Source organism: Enterobacter sp. HG048 (assembly GCF_024702055.1).
Classification (GTDB): Bacteria; Pseudomonadota; Gammaproteobacteria; order Enterobacterales; family Enterobacteriaceae; genus Enterobacter; species Enterobacter dykesii.
Genome location: NZ_JANLIZ010000021.1, coordinates 55,872 through 81,864, shown reverse-complemented (window position 1 = coordinate 81,864; position 25,993 = coordinate 55,872). Strand labels below are relative to the sequence as shown.

The 25,993-nt window shown below is 55.6% G+C and carries 24 protein-coding genes, 2 tRNA genes and 1 rRNA gene; 20 read left to right on the top strand and 7 right to left on the bottom strand.

Features of this window, described 5'->3' with window-relative positions; genetic code table 11:
* Window positions 1–6: 6 nt before the first annotated feature.
* From rrf to NUX24_RS19730, 3 genes are all read left to right on the top strand, one after another.
* Window positions 7–122 (top strand): 5S ribosomal RNA (rrf, locus tag NUX24_RS19740).
* A gap of 55 nt (window positions 123–177) precedes the next feature.
* A tRNA-Asp gene (locus tag NUX24_RS19735) sits at window positions 178–254 on the top strand.
* A 54-nt stretch (window positions 255–308) separates the two neighbouring features.
* Window positions 309–384 (top strand) — tRNA-Trp (locus tag NUX24_RS19730).
* A gap of 99 nt (window positions 385–483) precedes the next feature.
* On the opposite strand, the gene hdfR is transcribed toward NUX24_RS19730, so the two are convergent.
* A complete protein-coding gene (gene hdfR, locus NUX24_RS19725; protein ID WP_047652198.1) occupies window positions 484–1,305 on the bottom strand; it encodes an HTH-type transcriptional regulator HdfR in 822 nt (273 codons plus the stop codon).
* A 118-nt stretch (window positions 1,306–1,423) separates the two neighbouring features.
* Here hdfR and NUX24_RS19720 point away from each other — a divergent pair, with 118 nt between their 5' ends.
* Entirely contained in the window at window positions 1,424–1,762 is a 339-nt protein-coding gene (locus tag NUX24_RS19720) for a DUF413 domain-containing protein (protein WP_023309658.1), read from the top strand.
* Window positions 1,763–1,793: 31 nt separating this feature from the next.
* Here the strand turns inward: NUX24_RS19720 and NUX24_RS19715 are convergent, their stop codons facing one another.
* Complete coding sequence (locus NUX24_RS19715; protein WP_214577573.1) at window positions 1,794–3,314, bottom strand: YifB family Mg chelatase-like AAA ATPase; 1,521 nt, start codon at window positions 3,312–3,314, stop codon at window positions 1,794–1,796.
* A 341-nt stretch (window positions 3,315–3,655) separates the two neighbouring features.
* Here NUX24_RS19715 and ilvL point away from each other — a divergent pair, with 341 nt between their 5' ends.
* The 7 genes from ilvL (at window position 3,656) to ilvA (ending at window position 10,206) form a co-directional block, all read left to right on the top strand.
* Complete coding sequence (ilvL, locus tag NUX24_RS19710) at window positions 3,656–3,754, top strand: ilv operon leader peptide (RefSeq protein WP_001311244.1); 99 nt, start codon at window positions 3,656–3,658, stop codon at window positions 3,752–3,754.
* Between the two features lie 86 nt (window positions 3,755–3,840).
* Entirely contained in the window at window positions 3,841–3,891 is a 51-nt protein-coding gene (gene ilvX, locus NUX24_RS19705; protein WP_166792073.1) for a peptide IlvX, read from the top strand.
* 2 nt (window positions 3,892–3,893) lie between these two features.
* Window positions 3,894–5,540, top strand: a complete 1,647-nt coding sequence (ilvG, locus tag NUX24_RS19700; RefSeq protein WP_047652199.1) for an acetolactate synthase 2 catalytic subunit — start codon at window positions 3,894–3,896, stop codon at window positions 5,538–5,540.
* Window positions 5,537–5,800, top strand: a complete 264-nt coding sequence (ilvM, locus tag NUX24_RS19695; protein ID WP_047652200.1) for an acetolactate synthase 2 small subunit — start codon at window positions 5,537–5,539, stop codon at window positions 5,798–5,800. The genes ilvG and ilvM overlap by 4 nt, the downstream gene beginning before the upstream one ends.
* A gap of 18 nt (window positions 5,801–5,818) precedes the next feature.
* On the top strand, window positions 5,819–6,748 hold the full coding sequence (gene ilvE / locus NUX24_RS19690) for a branched-chain-amino-acid transaminase (protein WP_023309654.1): 930 nt from the start codon (window positions 5,819–5,821) through the stop codon (window positions 6,746–6,748).
* Window positions 6,749–6,808: 60 nt separating this feature from the next.
* The gene (gene ilvD / locus NUX24_RS19685; protein WP_047652202.1) at window positions 6,809–8,659 is read left to right on the top strand and encodes a dihydroxy-acid dehydratase; all 1,851 of its coding nucleotides are present in this window, start codon (window positions 6,809–6,811) and stop codon (window positions 8,657–8,659) included.
* A gap of 2 nt (window positions 8,660–8,661) precedes the next feature.
* Complete coding sequence (ilvA, locus tag NUX24_RS19680) at window positions 8,662–10,206, top strand: threonine ammonia-lyase, biosynthetic (protein ID WP_257833581.1); 1,545 nt, start codon at window positions 8,662–8,664, stop codon at window positions 10,204–10,206.
* Here ilvA and ilvY read toward each other — a convergent pair.
* Window positions 10,203–11,093: an HTH-type transcriptional activator IlvY gene (gene ilvY, locus NUX24_RS19675; protein WP_032641403.1), complete on the bottom strand. Its 891-nt coding sequence runs from the start codon at window positions 11,091–11,093 to the stop codon at window positions 10,203–10,205. The genes ilvA and ilvY overlap by 4 nt on opposite strands.
* Before the next feature lie 152 nt (window positions 11,094–11,245).
* On the opposite strand from ilvY, the gene ilvC reads away from it, so the two are divergent.
* Entirely contained in the window at window positions 11,246–12,721 is a 1,476-nt protein-coding gene (gene ilvC, locus NUX24_RS19670) for a ketol-acid reductoisomerase (protein WP_023333828.1), read from the top strand.
* Window positions 12,722–12,814: 93 nt separating this feature from the next.
* Here ilvC and ppiC (NUX24_RS19665) read toward each other — a convergent pair whose 3' ends face one another.
* Complete coding sequence (ppiC, locus tag NUX24_RS19665; protein WP_023309650.1) at window positions 12,815–13,096, bottom strand: peptidylprolyl isomerase PpiC; 282 nt, start codon at window positions 13,094–13,096, stop codon at window positions 12,815–12,817.
* Between the two features lie 50 nt (window positions 13,097–13,146).
* Window positions 13,147–13,428, bottom strand: coding sequence for a peptidylprolyl isomerase PpiC (gene ppiC, locus NUX24_RS19660; protein WP_023309649.1), 282 nt, complete (start codon window positions 13,426–13,428; stop codon window positions 13,147–13,149).
* 112 nt (window positions 13,429–13,540) lie between these two features.
* Here ppiC (NUX24_RS19660) and rep point away from each other — a divergent pair, with 112 nt between their 5' ends.
* Entirely contained in the window at window positions 13,541–15,565 is a 2,025-nt protein-coding gene (rep, locus tag NUX24_RS19655; protein WP_032646096.1) for a DNA helicase Rep, read from the top strand.
* Window positions 15,566–15,624: 59 nt separating this feature from the next.
* On the opposite strand, the gene gppA is transcribed toward rep, so the two are convergent.
* Complete coding sequence (gene gppA, locus NUX24_RS19650) at window positions 15,625–17,109, bottom strand: guanosine-5'-triphosphate,3'-diphosphate diphosphatase (protein WP_257833573.1); 1,485 nt, start codon at window positions 17,107–17,109, stop codon at window positions 15,625–15,627.
* Between the two features lie 6 nt (window positions 17,110–17,115).
* Window positions 17,116–18,384, bottom strand: coding sequence for an ATP-dependent RNA helicase RhlB (gene rhlB, locus NUX24_RS19645; protein WP_023309646.1), 1,269 nt, complete (start codon window positions 18,382–18,384; stop codon window positions 17,116–17,118).
* A gap of 144 nt (window positions 18,385–18,528) precedes the next feature.
* Here rhlB and trxA point away from each other — a divergent pair, with 144 nt between their 5' ends.
* The 7 genes from trxA (at window position 18,529) to rffC (ending at window position 25,989) form a co-directional block, all read left to right on the top strand.
* Entirely contained in the window at window positions 18,529–18,858 is a 330-nt protein-coding gene (gene trxA / locus NUX24_RS19640; RefSeq protein ID WP_006179218.1) for a thioredoxin TrxA, read from the top strand.
* Between the two features lie 345 nt (window positions 18,859–19,203).
* Window positions 19,204–20,463: a transcription termination factor Rho gene (gene rho, locus NUX24_RS19635; RefSeq protein WP_008501566.1), complete on the top strand. Its 1,260-nt coding sequence runs from the start codon at window positions 19,204–19,206 to the stop codon at window positions 20,461–20,463.
* A gap of 242 nt (window positions 20,464–20,705) precedes the next feature.
* Window positions 20,706–21,809, top strand: coding sequence for a UDP-N-acetylglucosamine--undecaprenyl-phosphate N-acetylglucosaminephosphotransferase (gene wecA, locus NUX24_RS19630; RefSeq protein WP_023309645.1), 1,104 nt, complete (start codon window positions 20,706–20,708; stop codon window positions 21,807–21,809).
* Between the two features lie 13 nt (window positions 21,810–21,822).
* The gene (gene wzzE / locus NUX24_RS19625; protein ID WP_047652205.1) at window positions 21,823–22,869 is read left to right on the top strand and encodes an ECA polysaccharide chain length modulation protein; all 1,047 of its coding nucleotides are present in this window, start codon (window positions 21,823–21,825) and stop codon (window positions 22,867–22,869) included.
* A gap of 56 nt (window positions 22,870–22,925) precedes the next feature.
* The gene (wecB, locus tag NUX24_RS19620; protein ID WP_126331054.1) at window positions 22,926–24,056 is read left to right on the top strand and encodes a non-hydrolyzing UDP-N-acetylglucosamine 2-epimerase; all 1,131 of its coding nucleotides are present in this window, start codon (window positions 22,926–22,928) and stop codon (window positions 24,054–24,056) included.
* A complete protein-coding gene (gene wecC / locus NUX24_RS19615; RefSeq protein WP_214577576.1) occupies window positions 24,053–25,315 on the top strand; it encodes a UDP-N-acetyl-D-mannosamine dehydrogenase in 1,263 nt (420 codons plus the stop codon). The genes wecB and wecC overlap by 4 nt, the downstream gene beginning before the upstream one ends.
* A complete protein-coding gene (gene rffC, locus NUX24_RS19610) occupies window positions 25,312–25,989 on the top strand; it encodes a dTDP-4-amino-4,6-dideoxy-D-galactose acyltransferase (protein ID WP_214577577.1) in 678 nt (225 codons plus the stop codon). The genes wecC and rffC overlap by 4 nt, the downstream gene beginning before the upstream one ends.
* The last annotated feature ends 4 nt before the right edge of the window (window positions 25,990–25,993 follow it).

Here is a 25,993-nt window from a genome sequence, read left to right as displayed (position 1 = left end):
AATTTGCCTGGCGGCTTTAGCGCGGTGGTCCCACCTGACCCCATGCCGAACTCAGAAGTGAAACGCCGTAGCGCCGATGGTAGTGTGGGGTCTCCCCATGTGAGAGTAGGGAACTGCCAGGCATCAAATTAAGTAGTAAGCCGGTGCATAAATCCGGTGGTTAGAGCAGTCTTCGGTGGAGCGGTAGTTCAGTCGGTTAGAATACCTGCCTGTCACGCAGGGGGTCGCGGGTTCGAGTCCCGTCCGTTCCGCCACTTATTAAGACATTAAGCCTGCCTAATTGGCAGGCTTAATGGCAAAAAAACTTTAGGGGCGTAGCTCAGTTGGTAGAGCACCGGTCTCCAAAACCGGGTGTCGCGAGTTCGAGTCTCTCCGCCCCTGCCATATATAATCCTTTGCTTCGGCAAAGGATTTTTTTTTGCCTGAAACACTGCAGAAAACTCTCTTCATAATATTCAGCCAGCATTCCTGCTGGCTGATGCATCAATCCATTATATTGATTTTTAATAGATCTTTTATCTGCGCTTGCTTATCACTGTTTTGCAGCCAAATTGCATACAGCGGCCTGGTAAGCGTGGTGGAATCCATCACGGTGTGCAGCCCTGCTTTAGTGTCTGCCCAGCGAACAGGTAACCAGGTACAACCTTTCAGCAGGGACAGCTGCTGACAGGCGATCTCTGCAGAGCTGGTCGTTAACTGCGGAACATCATCAGGCGCAATTAGTCCCGTCTCGTGCTGCTGAAAATCTGGCCCCCATTCCAGGCGTAAATAGGTCAGGTCTGCCTTCATCATCGAAGGTTCAGACGCATAAAGCGCCAGGCCAAACTGGCCCACGATCTGGCTGCTAAATTCGTCCATCTTGGGGGCTTCGGTTGTGATCAGAAGATCAAGCTGGCGCTCATGAAGTTGCTTAACCAGCGACTGCCGTTGCGCAATCCTGGCTTCAAATTGCAGGTGGCCGTGTGAATTATACAGCCGGGTAAGCCACTGACTTAGCATACATTCCCACAGAGAAGCGCTGGCCCCTATCGAGAACTCATTATGCCTCGAAGTATGCGCCACCTCTTTACGTGCTGCCTGCCAGGTATTCATGAGCGTTTCTGCGTACGGCAGCAGTTTCTCACCGGCCGGCGTTAAGCGAATATTGTTGCGATGGCGGGTAAAAAGATTCACACCCAGTTGATTTTCCAGCTGTCGAATACGAAAACTGACTGCTGACTGCGTCAGGTAAAGGGCCTCAGCTGCTCGCCCAAAGTGGCGTGTTCTGCTCACTTCAAGGAAAGTTTTAAGCAATTCCGTATCCACATCTTTCTCCGCAAAATTATTTGTCGTTATGATTTAAATGTTTTGTTTTACACTCTGTCAAGCGTAACTAATACTCCGCGCCATAAATAGCTCGGCCAAAGAATTAGGAGCGTGTAGGATGGCGGAAAGCTTTACGACGACTAATCGTTTTTTCGACAATAAACATTATCCGCGCGGGTTCTCTCGTCACGGCGATTTCACCATCAAAGAAGCTCAACTGCTTGAGCGCCATGGTTATGCCTTTAATGAGCTGGATCTGGGTAAGCGTGAACCTGCAACCGAAGACGAAAAACAGTTTGTTTCTGTTTGCCGTGGTGAGCGTGAGCCGGAGTCTGAAGCGGAACGTGTATGGATCAAGTACATGGCGCGCATTAAGCGTCCAAAGCGCTTCCATACGCTTTCTGGCGGCAAGCCGCAGATGGAAGGTGCAGAAGACTACACCGAGTCTGATGACTAAAATGAAAAGAAGGGGCTACGGCCCCTTTTTTTTATGCCAGCAATTTCTGCAAATGCAGCAGCAAACGATCGATAGCGCGGTAGCTCAGCGCCTCCTGCAAATGTTTCCTCTCAATGTCAGTGCACCCCTCTACGTCAGCAATGGTTCTGGCCACCTTCAACAAACGCTGCCACGCCCGTATGGACAGCCCGAACCGCGTCAACGTCTCCTCCAGCCATCCCGCATCCTCAACGTTAAGAGAACAAAATTGCCGGATCCCGGCATTATCCAGCCGTGCATTCAGCCTGTTTTGACGAGCGTACTGCCGCGTCTGGGCCGCAATCACCCGTTCGCGTACCTCCGCTGAGCTTTCACCCGTTATGCTCGTTTGCCTGAGCAGACCCGGCGGGGGAAGGGGGATTTCGAGGGATAAATCGAAACGGTCGAGGAACGGGCCGGATAACTTACCCAGATAGCGTAGCGTCTGCTCTGGCGTACAGCGGTTATGGTTTCCCTGGTAGTGACCCGTCGGGCTGGGATTCATCGCCGCGACCAGCTGAAACTGCGCGGGATAGCTTATTTTCGCCCGCGTGCGTGAGATATGTATCTCACCGGATTCAATGGGCTCCCTCAGTGCATCCAGCACGCGGCGCTCAAACTCCGGCAGCTCGTCAAGAAACAGAATGCCATTGTGTGCCAGCGAGATCTCACCCGGCCCGGGGATAGACCCGCCGCCAACCATTGCCGTCAGTGAAGCGCTATGATGCGGCGAACGAAAAGGACGGCGGCGCCACTGTTTTTGCAACGAGGCAGAGCTGATGAGGCTATATATGGCGGCGCTTTCCAGCGCTTCATGGTTGTTGAGCGGTGGAAGCAACCCACTCAGCCTGCTCGCCAGCATCGTTTTCCCCGTACCCGGCGGGCCAATTAACAGAAGATTGTGTCCACCTGCCGCCGTAATCTCCAGCGCCCGTTTCCCTTGCTCCTGTCCCATAATCTCGCTGAGATCCTCTGGTGCATCCGCTATAACATCATCACATTCCTCCGGCTCGGACAGTTCATGCCGTCCTTCCAGCCACGCACAAACTTCCTGTAAATGCCCGGCGATGAGACACCCCTTCTCGGCAATAAGACTCACTTCTGATGCATTTTCATTGGCGACAATGATTTGCCGCCCTGCTCGTATGGCTTCCAGCGCTCCCGATATCGCACCGGGAACGCCTCTTAACGCGCCTGTGAGCGCGAGTTCGCCAACAAACTCATACGAGCCTAGCCGTGTCGTATTTAGCTGCTCAGAAGCCGCGAGAAGGGCAATTGCGATAGGTAAATCGTATCGTCCCCCCTCTTTAGGCAGATCGGCGGGGGCAAGGTTGATGGTGATCTTCTTCGCGGGGAAGGTATAACCGCTATTTATTATTGCGCTGCGAACGCGATCCCTGGCCTCTTTAACCGTCGTTTCAGGTAACCCGACAAGCGTGAGTCCGGGTAGCCCATTGCTCAAATGAACCTCGACGGAAATAAGCGGTGCCTTTACCCCGAGAGCCGCACGCGTGTAAACAACTGACAGTGACATTTGCACTACCTCCTGGTGTGACTATGCCAGCGCCTTTTTTGCCTGTTTAGCGTCGTTTTGCGAATTTACGCCGCCTGTTCAGAGATTTTAAGCGCACACTGAAACCCTTGCATAATCGTGGAAGTCTCCTCGCAGAATGTAAAAAGCCCCGTTTTGACGGTAAAAACCGCAGTGAAAAAATGAAAAATATTCATTTTCTAATTTCCGTATATAAAACAACGCTTTTAAGAAATATGATTCGCTGCCTAATCAAATCCGTCATAAATAAATCTTGTGTTTGATTTAAAAACTGTGATAACTCTTTAGGTATTCCTTCGAACAAGATGCAAAAAGAACTGAAAATGACAGCCCTTCTACGAGTGATTAGCCTGGTCGTGATTAGCGTGGTGGTGATTATTATCCCACCGTGCGGGGCTGCACTTGGACGAGGAAAGGCTTAGAAATCAAGCCTTAACGAACTGAGACCCCCGCACCGAAAGGTCCGGGGGTTTTTTTATGACTAAAAAACGTAAATGAGGAGCAGAGAATGACGACTAGCACAAAATTCTGTTTCTCCCGATTTATGACGGGGAACTAACTATGAATGGGGCACAGTGGGTAGTACATGCGTTGCGCGCGCAGGGAGTCGAAACCGTATTCGGTTATCCGGGTGGCGCAATTATGCCGATTTACGATGCACTGTATGACGGCGGCGTGGAACATCTCTTGTGCCGACACGAGCAGGGCGCAGCGATGGCAGCCATCGGCTATGCCCGAGCGACGGGTAAAACTGGCGTGTGTATGGCGACGTCAGGCCCGGGCGCAACTAACCTCATCACCGGCCTGGCTGACGCGCTGCTGGATTCCGTTCCCGTTGTCGCCATCACCGGGCAGGTGGCGTCGCCGTTCATCGGTACCGATGCTTTTCAGGAAGTGGACGTCCTCGGTTTATCGCTGTCCTGCACCAAACACAGCTTCCTCGTCCAGTCTCTGGAAGAGCTGCCGCGCGTAATGGCAGAAGCGTTCGACGTGGCAAGCTCCGGCCGTCCTGGTCCGGTTCTGGTCGATATACCGAAAGATATCCAGGTGGCACTCGGCGATCTGGAACCTCACTTTTCCACCGTTGAAAGCGACGATGCGTTTCCGGATGCGGAAGTTGAAGAGGCTCGTCAGATGCTGGCGCAGGCGAAACAGCCGATGCTGTACGTCGGAGGTGGCGTCGGCATGGCGCAGGCCGTTCCAGCCCTGCGTGAATTTATCGCAACAACGCAGATGCCAGCGACCTGCACGCTGAAAGGTCTCGGTGCAGTCGACGCGGATTTCCCCTACTATCTGGGCATGCTGGGGATGCACGGCACCAAAGCGGCAAACCTGGCGGTGCAGGAGTGCGATCTGCTCATCGCCGTAGGTGCCCGTTTTGACGACCGCGTCACCGGCAAGCTGAATACCTTTGCGCCGAACGCCAAAGTCATCCATATGGATATCGACCCGGCGGAAATGAACAAGCTGCGTCAGGCGCATGTCGCCTTGCAGGGCGATCTCAACGCGCTGTTACCGGCATTGCAGCAGCCGCTGGATATCAACGCATGGCGTCAGCACACCGCAGATATGCGCGCCGAGCACGCCTGGCGGTACGACCACCCCGGCGAGGCCATTTACGCGCCGCTGCTGTTGAAGCAGTTGTCCGACCGTAAACCGGCTGACAGCGTCGTCACCACCGACGTAGGCCAGCACCAGATGTGGTCCGCGCAGCACATGACCTACACCCGCCCGGAAAACTTCATCACCTCCAGCGGGTTAGGGACGATGGGCTTCGGTCTGCCAGCCGCCGTTGGCGCGCAGGTTGCCCGCCCGAACGATACCGTTATCTGTATCTCCGGTGACGGCTCCTTCATGATGAACGTTCAGGAGCTCGGCACCGTTAAGCGCAAGCAGTTGCCGCTGAAGATCGTGTTGCTCGACAACCAGCGTTTAGGGATGGTTCGCCAGTGGCAACAGCTGTTCTTCCAGGAGCGCTACAGCGAAACGACTCTCACCGATAACCCCGATTTCCTCACCCTGGCCAGCGCCTTCGGCATCCCTGGCCAGCACATCACCCGTAAAGATCAGGTTGAAGCGGCGCTCGACACCATGCTGAACAGCGATGGGCCTTACCTGCTTCATGTCTCAATCGACGAACTCGAGAACGTCTGGCCGTTGGTACCGCCTGGTGCCAGTAACTCACAAATGATGGAGAAATTATCATGATGCAGCATCAGGTCGCCGTACAGGCTCGCTTCAACCCGGAAACTTTAGAACGCGTTTTGCGCGTGGTGCGTCATCGTGGTTTTCAGATTTGCTCTATGAATATGGAGACTGCCAATGACGCCCGGAATATCAGTATCGAATTAACCGTTGCCAGCCCGCGGTCGGTCGACTTACTGTTTAGTCAGTTATCAAAGCTGGTAGACGTTGCCCATGTTGCCATCTGCCAGAGCACAACCACATCACAACAAATCCGCGCTTAAGCGTGACAGGACGAAAAAATGACGACAAAAAAAGCTGATTACATTTGGTTCAACGGTGAGATGGTTCGCTGGGAGGACGCGAAAGTTCACGTCATGTCCCACGCGCTGCACTACGGTACCTCCGTATTTGAAGGTATTCGCTGCTACGATTCTCACAAGGGGCCAGTGGTGTTCCGCCATCGCGAACACATGCAGCGTCTGCATGACTCAGCCAAAATTTATCGTTTCCCGGTTTCACAAAGCGTTGATGAGCTGATGGAAGCCTGCCGCGACGTGATCCGTAAAAACAACCTGACCAGCGCCTATATCCGTCCGCTGGTCTTCGTGGGTGACGTCGGTATGGGCGTGAACCCGCCAGCGGGCTATACCACAGATGTGATCATTGCCGCGTTCCCGTGGGGTGCTTATCTGGGTGCAGAAGCCCTGGAGCAGGGGATCGACGCAATGGTCTCTTCCTGGAACCGCGTTGCGCCAAACACTATCCCGACCGCCGCGAAAGCAGGCGGTAACTACCTTTCTTCCCTGCTGGTCGGTAGCGAAGCGCGCCGCCACGGCTATCAGGAAGGTATCGCCCTCGACGTAAATGGCTACATCTCTGAAGGTGCGGGCGAAAACCTGTTTGAAGTGAAAGACGGCATTTTGTTCACGCCGCCGTTCACTTCGTCCGCGCTGCCGGGCATCACCCGTGACGCCATCATCAAGCTGGCGAAAGATCTGGGTATCGAAGTACGCGAGCAGGTACTGTCCCGCGAATCCCTGTATCTGGCGGATGAAGTGTTTATGTCCGGTACGGCGGCTGAAATCACGCCGGTACGCAGCGTGGACGGTATCCAGGTGGGCGAAGGCCGCTGTGGCCCGGTCACCAAACGTATTCAGCAAGCGTTCTTCGGCCTCTTCACCGGCGAGACGGAAGATAAATACGGCTGGTTGGATCAGGTTAATCACTAAGCATAAATTTGGGACGGCACGCACCGTCCCATTAAATAGTCAGACGGGAGTCAATAAAGCATGCCTAAGTATCGTTCAGCCACCACCACCCACGGCCGTAATATGGCGGGAGCCCGCGCGCTGTGGCGCGCCACCGGAATGACCGACGCCGATTTCGGCAAGCCGATTATCGCCGTGGTGAACTCCTTCACCCAGTTCGTACCGGGCCACGTGCACCTGCGCGATCTCGGCAAGCTGGTTGCCGAGCAAATTGAAGCCTCCGGCGGCGTGGCGAAAGAGTTCAACACCATTGCGGTGGATGACGGTATCGCGATGGGGCACGGGGGTATGCTCTATTCACTGCCGTCGCGCGAGCTGATCGCCGACTCCGTAGAGTATATGGTTAACGCCCACTGCGCCGATGCGATGGTCTGTATCTCCAACTGCGACAAAATCACCCCGGGGATGCTGATGGCCTCCCTGCGCCTGAACATTCCGGTGATCTTCGTCTCCGGCGGCCCAATGGAAGCGGGGAAAACCAAGCTCTCCGACAAAATCATCAAGCTCGATCTGGTCGATGCGATGATCCAGGGCGCGGATCCAAAAGTCTCTGACGAGCAGAGCGACCAGGTGGAACGCTCCGCGTGTCCGACCTGCGGCTCCTGTTCCGGTATGTTCACGGCAAACTCCATGAACTGTCTGACCGAAGCGCTGGGTCTGTCTCAGCCGGGCAACGGCTCGCTGTTGGCGACCCACGCAGACCGTAAGCAGCTGTTCCTCAACGCCGGTAAGCGCATCGTTGAGCTGACCAAACGTTACTACGAGCAGGACGACGCCAGCGCGCTGCCGCGCAGCATCGCCAGCAAGGCCGCGTTTGAGAACGCGATGACGCTGGATATCGCCATGGGCGGCTCCACCAACACCGTTCTGCACCTGCTGGCCGCCGCACAGGAAGCCGAAATCGACTTCACCATGAGCGACATCGACAAGCTGTCCCGTAAAGTGCCGCAGCTGTGTAAAGTCGCGCCGAGTACCCAGAAATATCATATGGAAGACGTACACCGCGCGGGCGGCGTACTGGGCATTCTGGGCGAGCTGGATCGTGCGGGCCTGATGAACCGTGAAGTGAAAAACGTACTCGGCCTGACGCTGCCGGAGTCGCTGGACCAGTACGACGTAATGCTGACCAAAGACGACGCGGTGAAAAAAATGTTCCGCGCCGGCCCTGCCGGTATCCGCACCACGCAGGCGTTCTCGCAGGATTGCCGCTGGGATACCCTCGACGATGACCGCGCCGAAGGTTGCATCCGCTCGCTGGAACACGCCTACAGCAAAGACGGCGGTCTGGCCGTGCTGTACGGTAACTTCGCGGAAAACGGCTGCATCGTGAAAACCGCAGGCGTGGACGACAGCATCCTGAAATTCACCGGTCCGGCGAAGGTGTACGAAAGCCAGGATGAAGCGGTAGACGCGATCCTCGGCGGCAAAGTGGTGGAAGGCGACGTGGTTGTCATTCGCTACGAAGGGCCAAAAGGCGGTCCCGGCATGCAGGAGATGCTCTACCCAACCACCTTCCTGAAATCCATGGGACTCGGTAAGGCCTGCGCGCTGATCACCGACGGACGTTTCTCCGGTGGCACCTCCGGCCTCTCTATCGGTCACGTTTCGCCGGAAGCGGCAAGCGGCGGCAACATTGCCATCATCGAAGACGGCGACCTGATCGAAATCGACATTCCGAATCGCGGCATTCAGCTCAAGCTGAGTGACCAGGAGATTGCTGCCCGTCGTGAAGCGCAGGAAGCGCGCGGCGACAAAGCCTGGACGCCGAAAGACCGTCAGCGTGAAGTCTCCTTCGCCCTGCGCGCCTACGCGAGTCTTGCCACCAGTGCAGATAAAGGCGCGGTGCGCGATAAATCGAAACTTGGGGGCTAACGATGGCCGAGTCGCAACCCTTATCCGCCGCCCCTGAGGGGGCGGAATACCTGAGAGCGGTGCTGCGCGCGCCGGTCTATGAAGCCGTGCAGGTCACACCCCTGCAGAAAATGGAAAAACTCTCTTCGCGCCTCGACAACGTCATTCTGGTGAAGCGCGAAGACCGTCAGCCGGTGCACAGCTTCAAGCTGCGCGGTGCCTACGCGATGATGGCCGGGCTGACCGACGAGCAGAAAGCGCGCGGCGTAATTACCGCGTCGGCGGGCAACCATGCTCAGGGCGTGGCGTTCTCGTCTGCCCGTCTGGGGCTGAAAGCGCTGATCGTAATGCCGGTTGCTACCGCAGATATCAAAGTCGACGCGGTGCGCGGTTTCGGCGGCGAGGTACTGCTCCACGGCGCCAACTTTGACGAAGCGAAAGCCAAAGCGATCGAGCTGGCGCAGCAGCAGGGCTTTACCTGGGTGCCGCCATTCGATCACCCGATGGTGATTGCCGGACAAGGCACGCTGGCGCTGGAACTGCTGCAGCAGGATGCCCATCTCGACCGCGTCTTCGTCCCGGTGGGCGGCGGTGGCCTGGCCGCAGGCGTGGCGGTGCTGATCAAACAGCTGATGCCGCAGATCAAAGTCATCGCCGTTGAAGCGGAAGATTCTGCCTGCCTGAAAGCGGCGCTGGATGCCGGTCATCCGGTGGACCTGCCGCGCGTCGGGCTGTTTGCCGAGGGCGTGGCGGTGAAGCGCATTGGCGACGAAACCTTCCGCCTGTGCCGGGAATATCTCGACGATATCGTCACGGTGGATAGCGATGCCATCTGCGCGGCGATGAAAGATCTGTTCGAAGACGTGCGTGCGGTGGCGGAACCGTCCGGCGCGCTGGCGCTGGCGGGGATGAAAAAATACATCGCGCAGCACAACATTCGCGGCGAGCGTTTGGCGCACGTGCTTTCCGGCGCCAACGTGAACTTCCACGGTCTGCGCTACGTTTCCGAGCGCTGCGAGCTGGGCGAACAGCGTGAAGCGCTGCTGGCGGTGACCATTCCTGAAGAGAAGGGCAGCTTCCTGAAGTTTTGCCAGCTGCTGGGCGGCCGTTCGGTGACGGAGTTCAACTACCGTTTTGCCGATGCTAAAGACGCCTGCATTTTTGTCGGCGTGCGTCTGAGCCGCGGCGTGGAGGAGCGCAAAGAGATCCTCAACCTGCTGCATGAGGGCGGCTACAGCGTAGTCGATCTCTCTGACGATGAGATGGCGAAGCTGCACGTGCGCTATATGGTCGGCGGGCGTCCATCTAAGCCGCTCAGGGAACGTCTGTTCAGCTTCGAGTTTCCGGAATCGCCGGGCGCGCTGCTCAAATTCCTGCACACGCTTGGCACGCACTGGAATATCTCTCTGTTCCACTACCGCAGCCACGGCACCGACTACGGCCGCGTGCTGGCGGCGTTCGAACTGGGCGAGCACGAGCCTAATTTCGAAACGCGGCTGAACGAGCTGGGCTATGAGTGCCACGATGAAACCCATAACCCGGCGTTCAGGTTCTTCCTGGCGGGCTAGTGGTTCGGCAATATCTGCCAGAACGCATCAATAAGCGGCTCATGCAGCCGCTTTTTTTGTGCGCACACGCCAAGCTCAAACGGCGTCTTCTCGTCGCTGCGTTCCAGAATCATCACGCGATTGCGCACCGGTTCGGGGCTGTTTTCCAGCACTACTTCCGGCAGCAGCGCCACGCCGCAGCCCAGCGCCACCATCGACACCATCGCCTCGTGGCCGCTGACCGTGGCGTAAATCGACGGATTGCTGATTTTCTGACGACGGAACCACAGCTCGATACGGCGGCGCACCGGCCCCTGATCGGCCATGATAAACGGCACCGTCGACCAGTCCGGTTTTTCCACCGACACCTGGTTACGCACCGGGCAGGGCAGCGCCGGGGCAATCAGCACCACCGCCAGATTCTCCAGCATTGAGAATGCCACCGCGCCCGGCAGGGTTTCAGGTTTCCCGGCAATGGCGAGATCCGCTTCGCCCGTCACCACTTTTTCCATTGCGTCGGAGGCGTCGCCGGTGGTGAGCTTAATTTCAACCGACGGATGCGCCGCGCGGAACCGGTCAAGGATGGGCGGCAGATGGCTATAGGCGGCGGTCACGGAGCAGAAAATATGCAGTTCGCCGGAAAGTGACGGCCCCTGCTGGTCAATCGAATGCCGCAGCTGCTGGTACTGCAACAGCGTCTGCTGGGCAAAAATACGCAGCTCTTCACCCGCTTCCGTGAGGGTGACGGTGCGGTTATCGCGCACGAACAGCGGCTGGCCGAGATCTTCCTCAAGGCGCTGGATCTGGCGTGAAAGCGTGGAGGGGCTAACGTGCATCGCCCGGGCGCTGCGGCCAAAATGGCGGCTTTCCGCCAGGTGCAGGAACATTTTCAGATCGCGTAAATCCACCGATTCCACTCCCTCTTTTTATATTGCAAAAATTGCAATATGACGTTGTGAATATATCAATTTCCGCAATAAATTTCCTGTTGTAATGTGGGTATATTCTCGCTGAAACGCGAACCGAACAATAAGACACACAACATCACGAGGTATCACCCATGGCTAACTACTTTAATACACTGAACTTGCGCCAGCAGCTGGCGCAGCTGGGCAAATGCCGCTTCATGGCGCGCGACGAATTTGCCGATGGCGCGAGCTACCTTCAGGGTAAAAAAGTGGTCATCGTCGGCTGTGGCGCACAGGGTCTGAACCAGGGCCTGAACATGCGTGACTCCGGTCTGGATATCTCCTACGCCCTGCGTAAAGAAGCGATTGCCGAGAAGCGTGCTTCCTGGCGTAAAGCGACCGAAAACGGCTTCAAAGTGGGCACCTACGAAGAGCTGATCCCGCAGGCGGATCTGGTGGTTAACCTGACCCCGGACAAACAGCACTCTGACGTTGTGCGTTCCGTACAACCGCTGATGAAAGACGGCGCCGCGCTGGGTTACTCCCACGGCTTCAACATCGTTGAAGTGGGCGAGCAGATCCGTAAAGACATCACCGTGGTGATGGTGGCGCCGAAGTGCCCGGGTACGGAAGTACGCGAAGAGTACAAGCGTGGCTTCGGCGTGCCGACCCTGATCGCGGTTCACCCGGAAAACGATCCGAAAGGCGAAGGCATGGCGATTGCCAAAGCGTGGGCAGCGGCGACCGGCGGCCACCGTGCGGGCGTGCTGGAATCTTCTTTCGTTGCCGAAGTGAAATCTGACCTGATGGGTGAGCAGACCATTCTGTGCGGCATGCTGCAGGCCGGTTCTCTGCTGTGCTTCGACAAGCTGGTGGAAGAAGGTACTGACCCGGCCTACGCGGAAAAACTGATTCAGTTCGGCTGGGAAACCATCACCGAAGCGCTGAAGCAGGGCGGTATTACGCTGATGATGGACCGTCTGTCCAACCCGGCAAAACTGCGTGCATACGCGCTGTCTGAACAGCTGAAAACCATCATGGCACCGCTGTTCCAGAAACACATGGACGACATCATCTCCGGTGAATTCTCTTCCGGCATGATGGCGGACTGGGCGAACGACGATAAAAACCTGCTGACCTGGCGTGAAGAGACCGGTAAAACCGCGTTCGAAACCGCGCCGCAGTATGAAGGTAAAATCGGCGAGCAGGAGTACTTCGATAAAGGCGTACTGATGATCGCGATGGTGAAAGCAGGCGTTGAGCTGGCGTTCGAAACCATGGTTGATTCCGGCATCATCGAAGAGTCAGCGTACTACGAATCTCTGCACGAGCTGCCGCTGATCGCGAACACCATCGCCCGTAAGCGTCTGTACGAAATGAACGTGGTTATCTCTGATACCGCAGAATACGGGAACTACCTGTTCTCTTACGCCTGCGTACCGCTGCTGAAAGAGTTTATGACCACTCTGCAGACGGGCGATCTGGGTAAAGCGATTGCGGAAGGTGCCGTAGATAACGCGCAGCTGCGCGATGTGAACGAAGCGATTCGCAGCCACCAGATCGAGAAAGTGGGTCACAAACTGCGTGGCTACATGACCGATATGAAGCGTATCGCGGTAGCGGGTTAACACCGGGTGCGGGCTGATGCCCTCACCCCGGCCCTCTCCCACGGGGAGAGGGTGCAAACATTCAAGGCCTTCTCTTAGAGAAGGCCTTGCTGCTTATTTCCGATACAGTACTTTAATAATGTGATACCCGAACTGCGTGTGCAGCGGGCCGGTTGGCTCCAGCACCGGGCAGGAGAACACCACTTTATCGAACGCCGGAACCATCTGGCCCTGGCGGAACTCACCCAGATCGCCGCCGCGCTTGCCTGACGGGCAGATGGAGTGCTTCTTCGCCAGCTTGCCGAAGTCGGCACCGTTTTTAATCTGCTCCAAAAGATCTAAAGCCAGTTTCTCTTCTTTAACGAGGATGTGCACTGCTGCTGCTGTTTTTGCCATGATCGTGCCTTGAATAGGTTGAAATAAATCGGGGCGCAATATACCACGCGTCAGCGGCGATAAAGCACCTTAATGATATGGTAGCCAAATTTGGTTTTTACCGGGCCGTAGGGCTTCAGAAGCGGGCAGCTAAAGACCGCCCGATCGAACGGGCCGACCATCGCACCTTGTTGAAACTCGCCGAGATCCCCGCCATTGCGTCCGGACGGGCATTTAGAGTAACGCTTCGCCAGATGATCAAAGCTGATGCCGCGCTCCAGCTTGGCCAGGATCTCCTGGGCCAGTTTCTCCTCTTTTACCAGAATATGCAGGGCTGCTGCGGTCTTTTTCATGGTTCTGCTCTACGGGTTAAACGCGATTTCTCCACTTTATCATTAGCCGGTAAATCTGCGCCCGGCTTTCTGCTACAATCCACACCCCGTTCGAAGATTGAGCAACACTCCCATGCGTTTAAACCCTGGACAACAACAAGCGGTCGAATTCGTTACTGGACCATGCCTGGTGCTGGCAGGGGCCGGTTCGGGTAAAACCCGCGTGATCACCAACAAAATCGCCCATCTGATCCACAACTGCGGATATCAGGCGCGACACATTGCGGCGGTCACCTTTACCAATAAAGCGGCGCGCGAGATGAAAGAGCGCGTCGGTCAGACGCTGGGCCGTAAAGAGGCGCGCGGCCTGATGATCTCAACCTTCCACACGCTGGGGCTGGATATCATCAAACGCGAGTATGCGGCGCTGGGAATGAAGTCCAACTTCTCGCTTTTTGACGATACCGATCAGGTGGCGCTGCTTAAAGAGCTCACCGAGGGACTGATCGAAGATGACAAGGTGCTGTTGCAGCAGCTGATCTCGACGATCTCGAACTGGAAAAACGATCTGATGACGCCGGCCCAGGCCGCGGCGATCGCCAAAGGCGAACGGGATCGGATCTTCGCCCACTGCTACGGTCTGTACGATGCACATATGAAAGCGTGCAACGTGCTGGACTTTGATGACCTGATCCTGCTGCCCACGCTGCTGCTGCAGCGCAATGAAGAGGTGCGCGAGCGCTGGCAGAATAAAATCCGCTACCTGCTGGTGGATGAATATCAGGACACCAACACCAGCCAGTACGAGCTGGTGAAGCTGCTGGTGGGGCAGCGCGCGCGTTTCACCGTGGTAGGCGACGACGACCAGTCGATTTACTCCTGGCGCGGCGCGCGCCCACAAAACCTGGTGCTGCTGAGCAAAGATTTCCCCGCCCTGCAGGTGATTAAGCTGGAGCAGAACTACCGCTCCTCCGGGCGTATCCTGAAGGCGGCAAATATCCTGATTGCCAATAACCCGCACGTGTTTGAGAAGCGTCTCTTCTCCGAACTGGGCTACGGCACGGAGCTGAAAGTGCTCAGCGCCAACAATGAGGATCATGAAGCGGAGCGCGTGACGGGCGAACTCATCGCTCACCACTTCGTCAACAAAACCGAATATAAGGATTACGCGATCCTCTATCGCGGCAATCATCAGTCGCGCGTCTTTGAAAAGATGCTGATGCAGAACCGCATTCCGTACAAAATCTCGGGCGGCACGTCATTCTTCTCGCGACCAGAAATCAAAGATCTGCTGGCCTATCTGCGGGTGCTAACTAACCCGGATGACGACAGCGCATTTCTGCGCATCGTGAATACGCCTAAACGCGAGATTGGCCCGGCGACGCTGCAAAAGCTCGGCGAGTGGGCGATGACCCGCAACAAAAGTATGTTTACAGCCAGCTTCGACATGGGGCTGAGCCAGACGTTAACCGGACGTGGGTATGACTCGTTAACCCGCTTCACCCACTGGCTCGGCGAAGTGCAGCGTCTTGCGGAGCGGGAGCCGGTGGCGGCCGTGCGCGATCTCATTCACGGCATCGACTATGAGTCCTGGCTGTATGAAACCTCAGCCAGCCCGAAGGCGGCTGAGATGCGCATGAAAAACGTTAACCAGCTCTTCAGCTGGATGACCGAAATGCTGGAGGGCTCTGAAATCGACGAGCCGATGACCCTGACGCAGGTGGTCACCCGCTTTACCCTGCGCGACATGATGGAGCGCGGCGAAAGCGAAGAAGAGGCCGATCAGGTTCAGCTGATGACGCTGCATGCGTCAAAAGGGCTGGAGTTCCCGTATGTGTATCTGGTCGGCATGGAAGAGGGATTGTTGCCGCACCAGAGCAGCATCGATGAAGATAACGTCGACGAGGAGCGCCGCCTGGCCTACGTGGGGATCACCCGCGCGCAGAAAGAGCTAACGTTCACGCTGTGTAAAGAGCGCCGTCAGTATGGCGAACTCGTCCGCCCGGAGCCGAGTCGTTTTTTACTTGAACTGCCGCAGGATGACGTGATCTGGGAACAGGAGCGCAAAGTGATTACTGCGGAAGAGCGGATGCACAAGGGGCAGGCTAACGTGGCGAACATTCGCGCCATGCTGGCAAAAGCCAAAGAGAAAGGATAAGTCCGTAGGGACCTGTAGGCCGGGTAAGGCGAAGCCGCCACCCGGCAATGTTCAGCGTATTACTTCACCTCAAGCACCCAGTGCACATAGCTCTGCCACTGGCACTCCTGTTCGATCATTTCTGCCCCTAACGGGTGACGATCAATCCAGTTCTCCGGCAGCGTCAGCGAAAGCTTCTCGTCATCGGCCACCAGATTAATGGCTGGCAGCAAATCATCGCGGCGGCGGCTGGCAAACAGGATCGCCAGACGTAGCAGGCGGCACAGATGCTCGGCCACGCGCGGCGGGACGGCGTTTTGCTGATGCAAAGAGGAGAGATCGACGGCATTGGTCTGGTTCAGCAGCAGCGTGGCCAGCAATTTTTTCTGCGCAGGCGTATAGCCCGGTAAATCCAGGTTTCGCACCAGATACGCTGCATGAGCCGGTGCCTGCTTAAAATCAATGCTCAGCCCGATTTCATGGAGCGCGCAGGCGCTCAGCAATAAATCCCGGCTCAAATGATCAAGATCCCAGACGTTCGCGACCCGATCGGCGAAGCGTGACGCCAGCTGCGATACGCGTCCTGCCTGATCGATATCAACCAGAAAACGACGCTGCACGTTGCGCAGGGTACGGCTGCGGATATCCTGATCGACCGACAGATGCAACATCCCGTAGACCAGACCTTCGCGCAGCGCGCCGCCGGCCAGGGTCATACACTGGATGTTCAGCTCGGCGAAAATGGCGATAAGAATGGCCAGCCCGCTCGGGAAGACCAGCGCGCGTTCCAGCGTCAGGCCTTCAATTTCCAGCTCTTCCAGGCGTCCGCACTGAATGGCGCGCTGTTTCAGCTGCTGAAGTTTGGCAAGCGTAATTCGCTCGTCCATTCCCTGAGCCATCATGATTTCCTGCAGAGCCTGCACGGTGCCTGATGCACCCACGCAGACTTTCCAGCCGTGATAGCGCAGCTCGTCCATCACCGGGCGTAACACCTCGCGCGCGGCGTTTTCTGCCTCGTCGAAGTTCTCTTTCGCCAGGTTCCGATCGGTAAAGTAGCGCTCAAGCCAGGTCACGCAGCCCATCGACAGGCTGAACAGCGACGTTGCCTGCGCGCCGGTGCCGGTCACCAGTTCGGTACTAGCACCGCCGATATCCACCACCAGGCGGCGATCGTCACCTCCCGTGGTGTGCGCAACCCCCTGATAAATCAGGCGAGCTTCTTCTTCACCGCTGATAACCTGTACCGGACAACCCAGAATTTCCTGCGCTCTGGCAATAAAATCCACGGCGTTGACCGCCAGGCGGAGTGTCGCAGTGGCGACCACGGTGATTTGGGCGTGCGGGATATCCTGTAGACGTTCGGCAAAGAGCCGTAGACACTGCCAGCCACGTTCCATGGCTTCAGGGGAGAGGTGATTATCGCTGCTCAGGCCCGCCGCGAGGCGGACCTTGCGCTTGATGCGCGTCAGCGTTTGTATGCTTCCCGCCACCTCGCGCACAACCAGCATATGAAAACTATTCGAACCGAGATCAATTGCCGCATAAAGCGAGGTGGAGCTGAGCATATTTTCTTAACCTGAACGACGACGATTACGCGGCGCGCCACCTGAACGACGCGGACCATTGCCGGAGCGTGGGCGGGTTAGACGCTTAGGCGGCGGCAGTTCGCTTAACAGTGCTTCCGGATTGTATTTGCTCTGCGGAATAGAGTGACCGATATAGGTCTCAATGGCCGGGAGATTCAGCGCATACTCTTCACACGCAAGACTAATCGAGTGACCGCTTGCGCCCGCACGACCGGTACGACCGATACGGTGTACGTAGTCTTCGCAGTCGTCTGGCAGATCGTAGTTAAAGACGTGCGTTACGGCCGGAATGTGCAGACCACGAGCGGCAACGTCGGTTGCGACCAGAATATCGAGATCGCCACGGGTGAATTCTTCCAGAATACGCAGGCGTTTTTTCTGCGCCACGTCGCCGGTCAGCAGGCCGACACGGTGACCGTCTGCAGCCAGATGGCCCCAGATGTCTTCACAGCGGTGTTTGGTGTTCGCGAAGATAATGGCGCGATCTGGCCACTCTTCTTCAATCAGCGTTTGCAGCAGACGCATTTTCTCTTCATTGGAAGGATAGAAGAGCTCTTCTTTAATGCGGTGACCCGTTTTCTGCTCCGGTTCCACTTCTACATATTCGGCGTTGTTCATCTGTTCGAACGCCAGCTCGCGTACGCGATAAGAAAGGGTAGCGGAGAACAGCATATTCAGACGCTGATTGGCCGGCGGCATGCGGCGGAATAGCCAGCGGATGTCTTTAATGAAGCCCAGATCGTACATGCGGTCAGCTTCATCGAGCACCACAACCTGGATTGCGCCGAGGTTAATGTGATTCTGTTTGGCGTAATCGATAAGACGGCCGGTGGTACCGATCAGGATATCCACACCGCTTTCCAGCACTTTCAGCTGTTTATCGTAGCCGTCGCCGCCATAGGCCAGGCCAAGCTTCAGGCCGGTAGACTGCGCCAGGGGTTCAGCGTCTGCGTGGATCTGTACCGCCAGTTCTCGCGTCGGGGCCATAATTAGCGCGCGCGGCTGGTTAACTTTGCGGTCTGCAATCGCTGGGTGAGAAAGTAAATAATGAAACGTTGACGTTAAAAACGCCATCGTTTTGCCGGTACCGGTTTGCGCCTGCCCGGCAACATCGCGACCGGCCAGCGTCAGCGGCAGCGCGAGGGCCTGAATGGGCGTGCAGTTATGAAACCCTTTATTTTCAAGGGCTTCAATCACCTTCGGGTGCAGCGCGAAGTCGGAAAACTTCTGTTCTGTTAAATGTGTTTTGCTCATAGTGTGGTAGAATATCAGCTTACTATTGCTTTACGAAAGCGTATCCGGTGAAATAAAGTCAACCTTTAGTTGGTTAATGCGACATCAACACGTCGTTGGTGGAGACAAAACCAACGTGCCAGGCTTATTCCTGTGGAGTTATATATGAGCGATAAAATTATTCACCTGACTGACGACAGTTTTGACACGGACGTACTTAAGGCTGACGGGCTGATCCTCGTCGATTTCTGGGCTGAATGGTGTGGTCCCTGCAAAATGATCGCCCCGATTCTGGATGAGATCGCCGACGAATATCAGGGCAAACTGACCGTTGCCAAGCTGAACATCGACCAGAACCCGGGCACCGCACCAAAATACGGTATCCGTGGCATCCCGACCCTTCTGCTGTTCAAAAACGGCGAAGTGGCAGCGACCAAAGTGGGCGCACTGTCCAAAGGTCAACTGAAAGAGTTCCTGGACGCTAACCTGGCGTAAGGTTTCTCCGCTGTGCGTTCAGAGCTCCCGGCTAAATGATGTGGAACTCTGGACGCCCGGCTGAAGTCGTGCTAAGTTAGCTATGACTTCGTTTTAAACATATCTTGTTGTTTGAATCTTGTTTTACCCGATACTTCCCGTTGTTAACATGAACAGTGCGTGAAGTGGCTAAATTCCGGGCTTGTCACTCAATCCGTCTTGTCGTTTCAGTTCTGCGTTCTTTCCCTGTGACCAGACAGCGAACAGACATGAGTCGATGGCCGCTAAACAGGCATGGATGACCCTGCCATACCATTCACAACATTAAGTTCGAGAATCACCCCGAGTTTAAGAACCCACACCATTATGAATCTTACCGAATTAAAGAATACGCCGGTTTCTGAGCTGATCACTCTCGGCGAAAATATGGGGCTGGAAAACCAGGCTCGTATGCGCAAGCAGGACATCATTTTCGCCATCCTGAAGCAGCATGCTAAGAGTGGCGAAGATATCTTTGGCGACGGTGTGCTGGAGATATTGCAAGACGGATTTGGTTTCCTCCGCTCTGCAGACAGCTCCTATCTCGCCGGCCCTGACGACATCTACGTATCCCCCAGCCAAATCCGCCGTTTCAACCTCCGCACTGGTGACACCATTTCAGGTAAGATTCGTCCTCCTAAAGAGGGTGAACGCTACTTTGCGCTGTTGAAAGTCAATGAAGTTAACTTCGACAAACCGGAAAACTCGCGTAATAAGATCCTCTTTGAGAACTTAACGCCGCTGCACGCGAACTCTCGCCTGCGCATGGAGCGTGGTAACGGTTCTACTGAAGACTTAACCGCGCGTGTTCTGGATCTGGCATCACCAATTGGTCGCGGCCAGCGTGGTCTGATTGTGGCACCGCCAAAAGCGGGTAAAACCATGCTGCTGCAGAACATCGCGCAGAGCATTGCCTATAACCACCCAGACTGCGTGCTGATGGTGCTGCTGATTGACGAACGTCCGGAAGAAGTGACCGAGATGCAGCGTCTGGTTAAAGGTGAAGTGGTTGCTTCTACCTTCGACGAACCGGCATCTCGCCACGTTCAGGTTGCGGAAATGGTTATCGAGAAGGCGAAACGCCTGGTTGAGCACAAGAAAGACGTGATCATCCTGCTTGACTCCATCACCCGTCTGGCGCGTGCCTACAACACCGTGGTTCCGGCGTCTGGTAAAGTGCTGACCGGTGGTGTGGATGCTAACGCCCTGCATCGTCCGAAACGCTTCTTCGGTGCCGCACGTAACGTGGAAGAGGGCGGCAGCCTGACTATCATCGCGACGGCGCTGATCGATACCGGTTCTAAAATGGACGAAGTGATTTACGAAGAATTTAAAGGTACAGGTAACATGGAGCTGCACCTTTCTCGTAAAATCGCTGAGAAACGCGTCTTCCCGGCTATCGACTACAACCGTTCCGGTACCCGTAAAGAAGAGCTGCTCACCACGCAGGAAGAGCTGCAGAAAATGTGGATCCTGCGCAAAATCATCCATCCAATGGGTGAAATTGACGCGATGGAGTTCCTCATTAACAAACTGGCGATGACCAAAACCAACGACGATTTCTTCGACATGATGAAACGCTCGTAACGTAAATAAAGCCAGCGAACGCCACGTTTTTACGTGGCGTTTTTCTTTTATGGACTATACGCTAGTACCACCTACTCCCAATTTTGACCGGTCGGTGCGACAATAGGGCCGTTTGTGCAGCTAAAGAAATAATTGATTGAAAAATATACAAAGGAAGTGGTGAGAAGCCATCTTTATTACTTCTGAGGCTGTGGCTTCATGGTTATACTTCCGGGACTAACATTTGTTGAGAGCAATCCATTGTGAATCTATTCACCGCCGTTACTGAACTGATCAGTATTTTTTTATTCACAACCTGTTTTTTGTTCATTGCGCGAAAGGTGGCAAAACGAATAGGGTTGGTGGATAAGCCGAATTTTCGTAAACGCCATCAGGGACTTATTCCTTTAGTCGGCGGGATTTCTGTTTACGCAGGGATTTGCTTCACGTTTGGAATTGCCGATTATTATATCCCGCATGCCGCCCTCTACATTGCCTGCGCCGGTGTCCTGGTGTTAGTCGGGGCTCTTGATGACCGATTCGATATCGCGGTGAAAATACGCGCGACCGTTCAGGCGGCCATTGGCGTGGTGATGATGGTTGTGGGCGGACTGTATCTGCGAAGCCTCGGCTATGTATTTGGCCCCTGGGAGTTAGTCCTGGGTCCATTTGGCTTCTTCCTGACACTCTTTGCCGTCTGGGCGGCAATCAATGCTTTCAACATGGTGGATGGCATTGACGGCCTGCTCGGTGGGTTGTCATCCGTCTCGTTTGCCGCTATCGGCATTATTTTATGGTTTGATGGCCAGTACAGTCTGGCAATGTGGTGTTTTGCCATGATTGCCGCCATTCTGCCTTATATCCTCTTAAACCTCGGAGTGCTGGGCCGTCGCTATAAAGTCTTTATGGGAGACGCGGGCAGTACGCTGATTGGTTTTACGGTTATCTGGATCCTGCTTGAAACCACACAGGGTCAAACCCATCCGATAAGTCCCGTAACCGCGCTATGGATTATCGCGATTCCATTAATGGATATGGTGGCGATTATGTATCGCCGCCTGCGCAAAGGAATGAGTCCTTTCTCTCCTGACCGCCAACACATTCATCATCTCATCATGCGTGCGGGTTTTACTTCTCGTCAGGCGTTTGTGCTGATTACTCTGGCCGCCGCTATTTTAGCCGCGATTGGTGTAGCTGCAGAATATTCCCATATTATTCCTGAGTGGGTTATGTTGGCATTATTCTTGCTGGCATTTTTCCTGTACGGCTACTGCATTAAACGCGCATGGAAAGTGGCGCGATTTATTAAACGTCTTAAACGCCGGATGCGTCGTAACAGTGGCAAAAACACAACATTAACTAAGTAAAACCGGGACTATGATGACTCAACCGTTGGCGGGAGCGAAATCAGTGGTAACTGAGAATGAACTGGATATTCGGGGTTTGTTTCGCGTGTTATGGGCAGGCAAACTTTGGATTGCGGGGATCGCGCTGGGGTTTGCACTGTTAGCGCTGGCCTATACGTTCTTTGCAAAACAAGAGTGGAGCGCCACGGCAATTACAGACAAGCCAACGGTTAACATGCTCGGGGGATACTATTCCCAGCAGCAATTCCTGCGTAACCTGGATATTAAAGCCAGTCTTGCAACGCCAGACCAGGCTTCCGTTATGGATGAAGCCTATAAAGAGTTTGTGATGCAGCTGGCTTCGTGGGATACCCGACGCGATTTCTGGTCCCAGACGGATTACTACAAGCAGCGCCGGGTTGATAATACAAAAGCCGACGCCGCCCTGCTGGACGATCTGATTAACAATATTCAGTTTATGCCGGGCGACGCGCTGCGTAACGTGAATGACAGCGTCAAGCTGATTGCAGAAACCGCGCCGGATGCCAACAACCTGCTGCGTCAGTACGTCGCATTTGCCAGCCAGCGTGCCGCAAGCCATCTTAACGAAGAGCTTAAAGGCGCCTGGGCTGCCCGCACCATCCAGATGAAAGCCCAGGTGAAACGTCAGGAAGAGGTGGCGAATACCATTTTCGGTCGCCGCGTGCATAACATTGAGCAGGCGCTGAAAATTGCGGAACAGCACAATATTTCCCGTACTGAGACGGACGTGCCCGCCGATGAGCTGCCTGACTCTGAAATGTTCCTACTTGGTCGCCCTATGCTGCAGGCGCGTCTGGAAAACCTGAAGGCCGTCGGTCCTGATTTTGACCTCGATTACGATCAAAATCGCGCGATGCTCAATACGCTTAATGTAGGTCCATCCCTGGACCCGCGTTTTCAGACCTATCGTTATTTGCGAACGCCTGAAGAACCTGTAAAACGCGATAGTCCGCGTCGTGCATTCCTGATGATTATGTGGGGGATTGTAGGCGCACTGACGGGCGCTGGCGTGGCGTTAACGCGTCGTCGCAAAAACTAAGAACGCCGTCTACGATGAAGGCTGCGGCCTTCATCACCTAATCGAAGAGAATCGATGTGAAAGTACTAACCGTATTTGGCACCAGGCCGGAGGCCATTAAGATGGCACCTCTGGTTCATGCGCTGGCCTGCGATCCCGATATTGAAGCGAAAGTGTGCGTCACTGCCCAGCACCGTGAGATGCTCGATCAGGTTTTAACGCTCTTCTCCATCGTCCCGGATTATGACCTTAATATTATGAAACCGGGGCAAGGATTAACGGAGATAACCTGTCGCATTCTGCAAGAGCTTAAGCCGATCCTGGAGTCATTCAAGCCTGACGTCGTGCTGGTACACGGTGACACAACTACTACCGTGGCGACAAGCCTGGCCGCGTTTTACCAGCGAATTCCCGTGGGGCATGTTGAGGCGGGTCTGCGTACCGGCAATCTTTATTCGCCGTGGCCGGAGGAGGCCAACCGCACGTTAACGGGCCATCTGGCGATGTACCACTTTGCGCCAACTGAAAACTCGCGTCAGAACCTGCTGCGTGAAAATATCGCCGATAACAAAATCTTTGTGACCGGCAATACGGTCATCGATGCGTTAATTTGGGTACGTGACCGCGTCCTCGCAAACGACGATCTCAAGAAAGAGCTCGCTGCCCGCTATCCGTTTCTCCACAACGGCAAAAAAACCATTCTGGTTACTGGCCACCGTCGCGAAAGCTTTGGCCGGGGTTTTGAGCAAATCTGTCACGCGCTGGCTGAAATCGCCGCGCATAACGACGATGTGCAAATTGTCTATCCAGTACACCTTAACCCTAACGTCAGCGAGCCGGTTAACCGGATCCTGGGCCATGTCGAAAATGTCCTTCTGATTGAACCTCAGGACTACATGCCGTTTGTCTGGCTGATGAACCACGCCTGGCTGATCCTCACCGATTCCGGCGGCATTCAGGAAGAAGCACCATCCCTCGGCAAACCGGTGCTGGTGATGCGTGAAACGACCGAACGTCCGGAAGCCGTCAAAGCCGGTACGGTGCGTCTGGTTGGCACCAACGCGCAGCTCATCGTCGAAGAGGTCACGCGCCTGCTGCATGACGATGAAGCGTATCAGGCGATGAGCCGGGCCCATAATCCGTATGGAGACGGGCAGGCTTGTGGCCGTATTTTGCATGCACTTAAACACAATCGGGTATCGCTATGAGTTTTACTACCATCTCTGTCATCGGTCTTGGCTACATTGGCTTGCCTACTGCGGCCGCGTTTGCCTCTCGTCAGAAACAGGTTGTCGGTGTGGATATCAACGCACGGGCGGTAGAAACCATTAACCGTGGCGAGATTCATATTGTGGAGCCCGATCTTGACCGCGTGGTGAAAGAGGCGGTGGAGGGGGGCTTCCTGCGTGCCAGCACGACGCCAGTTGAAGCGGATGCCTACCTGATTGCCGTCCCCACTCCATTTAAAGGCGACCACGAGCCCGACATGGCGTTCGTCGAGGCGGCGGCAAAATCCATCGCGCCTGTGCTGAAGAAAGGGGCGCTGGTGATCCTGGAATCAACCTCTCCGGTCGGCGCTACCGAGCAGATGGCACAGTGGCTGGCCGACGCGCGCCCTGATTTAAGCTTCCCGCAGCAGGCGGGTGAGCAGGCGGATATTAACGTCGCCTACTGTCCGGAACGCGTGCTGCCGGGCCAGGTCATGGTCGAACTGATTAAAAACGACCGCGTCATTGGCGGTATGACGCCCGTCTGTTCCGAACGTGCCAGCGCGCTGTACAAGATTTTCCTGGAAGGTGAGTGCGTGGTGACCAACTCCCGCACAGCCGAGATGTGCAAGCTGACGGAAAACAGCTTCCGCGACGTCAATATCGCCTTTGCGAACGAACTGTCGCTGATCTGTGCCGATCAGGGGATTAACGTCTGGGAGCTGATTAGTCTGGCGAATCGCCATCCGCGCGTGAACATTCTCCAGCCAGGCCCGGGCGTGGGCGGACACTGTATCGCCGTCGATCCGTGGTTTATCGTGGCGCAAAATCCGGCGCAGGCGCGTCTGATTCGCACCGCGCGCGAAGTGAACGACAGCAAGCCTCACTGGGTGCTCAACCAGGTTAAAGCGACGGTAGCGGATTGCCTGGCAGAGAGCGGCAAGCGCGCCAGCGAGCTGAAAATTGGCTGCTTTGGTCTGGCATTCAAACCCAATATTGACGATCTGCGTGAAAGCCCGGCGATGGAAATTGCCGAGATGATTGCCGAATGGCACAAGGGTGAAACGCTGGTGGTTGAGCCGAATATCCATGAATTGCCGGCAAAACTTGCGGGAAACTGCACATTGACGGCGCTGGACGACGCGCTGGCGACGGCGGACGTGCTGGTGCTGCTGGTGGATCATAAAGAGTTTAAAGCGACGTCCGGCGATGCCGTTCGTCAGCAGTATATTGTTGATACCAAAGGTGTCTGGCGTTGAACAGCCTGAATGGGGTGCTCGAGTCCCTGCAGTGGGAGAGCGCCTTTTTCGGCCTGCCGTCGGCCATCGTGCGTCTGCGCGACGATGCGCCTGCACTGGCTGAACCGGATTTTATCGCCTGGCAACGGGTGCAGGCTAAGATCCCGGCGGAGCGTGCCGATCAGCTTGACGCGCTCCAGCAACACGGCTTTCAGCTGGTTGAAGGTGAGGTAGACCTTTCCATTACCCTTACCCGGCACGATGCATCCGGCGCGGAAATTGCAAACGAACTGGACATCCCCGTGCTGCGTCAGATGGCGGCCCAGGCATTTGCACAGAGTCGCTTTCGTGCGCCCTGGTATGCACCTGACGATAGCGGACGTTTCTATGCCCAGTGGATAGAGAATGCGGTCAAAGGCACATTTGACCACGTCTGCCTGGTTTTCCGTGCAGGGGACGGTCAAATCCAGGGGTTCGTCTCGCTGCGTAAGCTCAACGAGCGCGAGGCGCGTATCGGCTTATTAGCCGGGCGCGGCATGGGTGAAAAACTCATGCAGGCGGCGCTGCACTGGGCTCAGCAGCAACAGCTTGTGACGCTGCGGGTCGCGACCCAACTGGGCAACACAGCCGCGCTTAAACGTTATATTGCGAGTGGTGCCAACATCGACGCCACCGCCTACTGGTTATACAGGTGACAAG

What these genes read in the sequence shown, in the direction of transcription:
- NUX24_RS19720 (WP_023309658.1), top strand. Translation starts at nt 1,424, where the DNA reads ATGGCGGAAAGCTTTACGACGACTAATCGTTTTTTCGACAATAAACAT.
- NUX24_RS19715 (WP_214577573.1), bottom strand. Translation starts at nt 3,314, where the DNA reads ATGTCACTGTCAGTTGTTTACACGCGTGCGGCTCTCGGGGTAAAGGCA.
- ilvL (WP_001311244.1), top strand. Translation starts at nt 3,656, where the DNA reads ATGACAGCCCTTCTACGAGTGATTAGCCTGGTCGTGATTAGCGTGGTG.
- ilvG (WP_047652199.1), top strand. Translation starts at nt 3,894, where the DNA reads ATGAATGGGGCACAGTGGGTAGTACATGCGTTGCGCGCGCAGGGAGTC.
- ilvM (WP_047652200.1), top strand. Translation starts at nt 5,537, where the DNA reads ATGATGCAGCATCAGGTCGCCGTACAGGCTCGCTTCAACCCGGAAACT.
- ilvE (WP_023309654.1), top strand. Translation starts at nt 5,819, where the DNA reads ATGACGACAAAAAAAGCTGATTACATTTGGTTCAACGGTGAGATGGTT.
- ilvD (WP_047652202.1), top strand. Translation starts at nt 6,809, where the DNA reads ATGCCTAAGTATCGTTCAGCCACCACCACCCACGGCCGTAATATGGCG.
- ilvA (WP_257833581.1), top strand. Translation starts at nt 8,662, where the DNA reads ATGGCCGAGTCGCAACCCTTATCCGCCGCCCCTGAGGGGGCGGAATAC.
- ilvC (WP_023333828.1), top strand. Translation starts at nt 11,246, where the DNA reads ATGGCTAACTACTTTAATACACTGAACTTGCGCCAGCAGCTGGCGCAG.
- ppiC (WP_023309650.1), bottom strand. Translation starts at nt 13,096, where the DNA reads ATGGCAAAAACAGCAGCAGCAGTGCACATCCTCGTTAAAGAAGAGAAA.
- ppiC (WP_023309649.1), bottom strand. Translation starts at nt 13,428, where the DNA reads ATGAAAAAGACCGCAGCAGCCCTGCATATTCTGGTAAAAGAGGAGAAA.
- rep (WP_032646096.1), top strand. Translation starts at nt 13,541, where the DNA reads ATGCGTTTAAACCCTGGACAACAACAAGCGGTCGAATTCGTTACTGGA.
- gppA (WP_257833573.1), bottom strand. Translation starts at nt 17,109, where the DNA reads ATGCTCAGCTCCACCTCGCTTTATGCGGCAATTGATCTCGGTTCGAAT.
- rhlB (WP_023309646.1), bottom strand. Translation starts at nt 18,384, where the DNA reads ATGAGCAAAACACATTTAACAGAACAGAAGTTTTCCGACTTCGCGCTG.
- trxA (WP_006179218.1), top strand. Translation starts at nt 18,529, where the DNA reads ATGAGCGATAAAATTATTCACCTGACTGACGACAGTTTTGACACGGAC.
- rho (WP_008501566.1), top strand. Translation starts at nt 19,204, where the DNA reads ATGAATCTTACCGAATTAAAGAATACGCCGGTTTCTGAGCTGATCACT.
- wzzE (WP_047652205.1), top strand. Translation starts at nt 21,823, where the DNA reads ATGACTCAACCGTTGGCGGGAGCGAAATCAGTGGTAACTGAGAATGAA.
- wecC (WP_214577576.1), top strand. Translation starts at nt 24,053, where the DNA reads ATGAGTTTTACTACCATCTCTGTCATCGGTCTTGGCTACATTGGCTTG.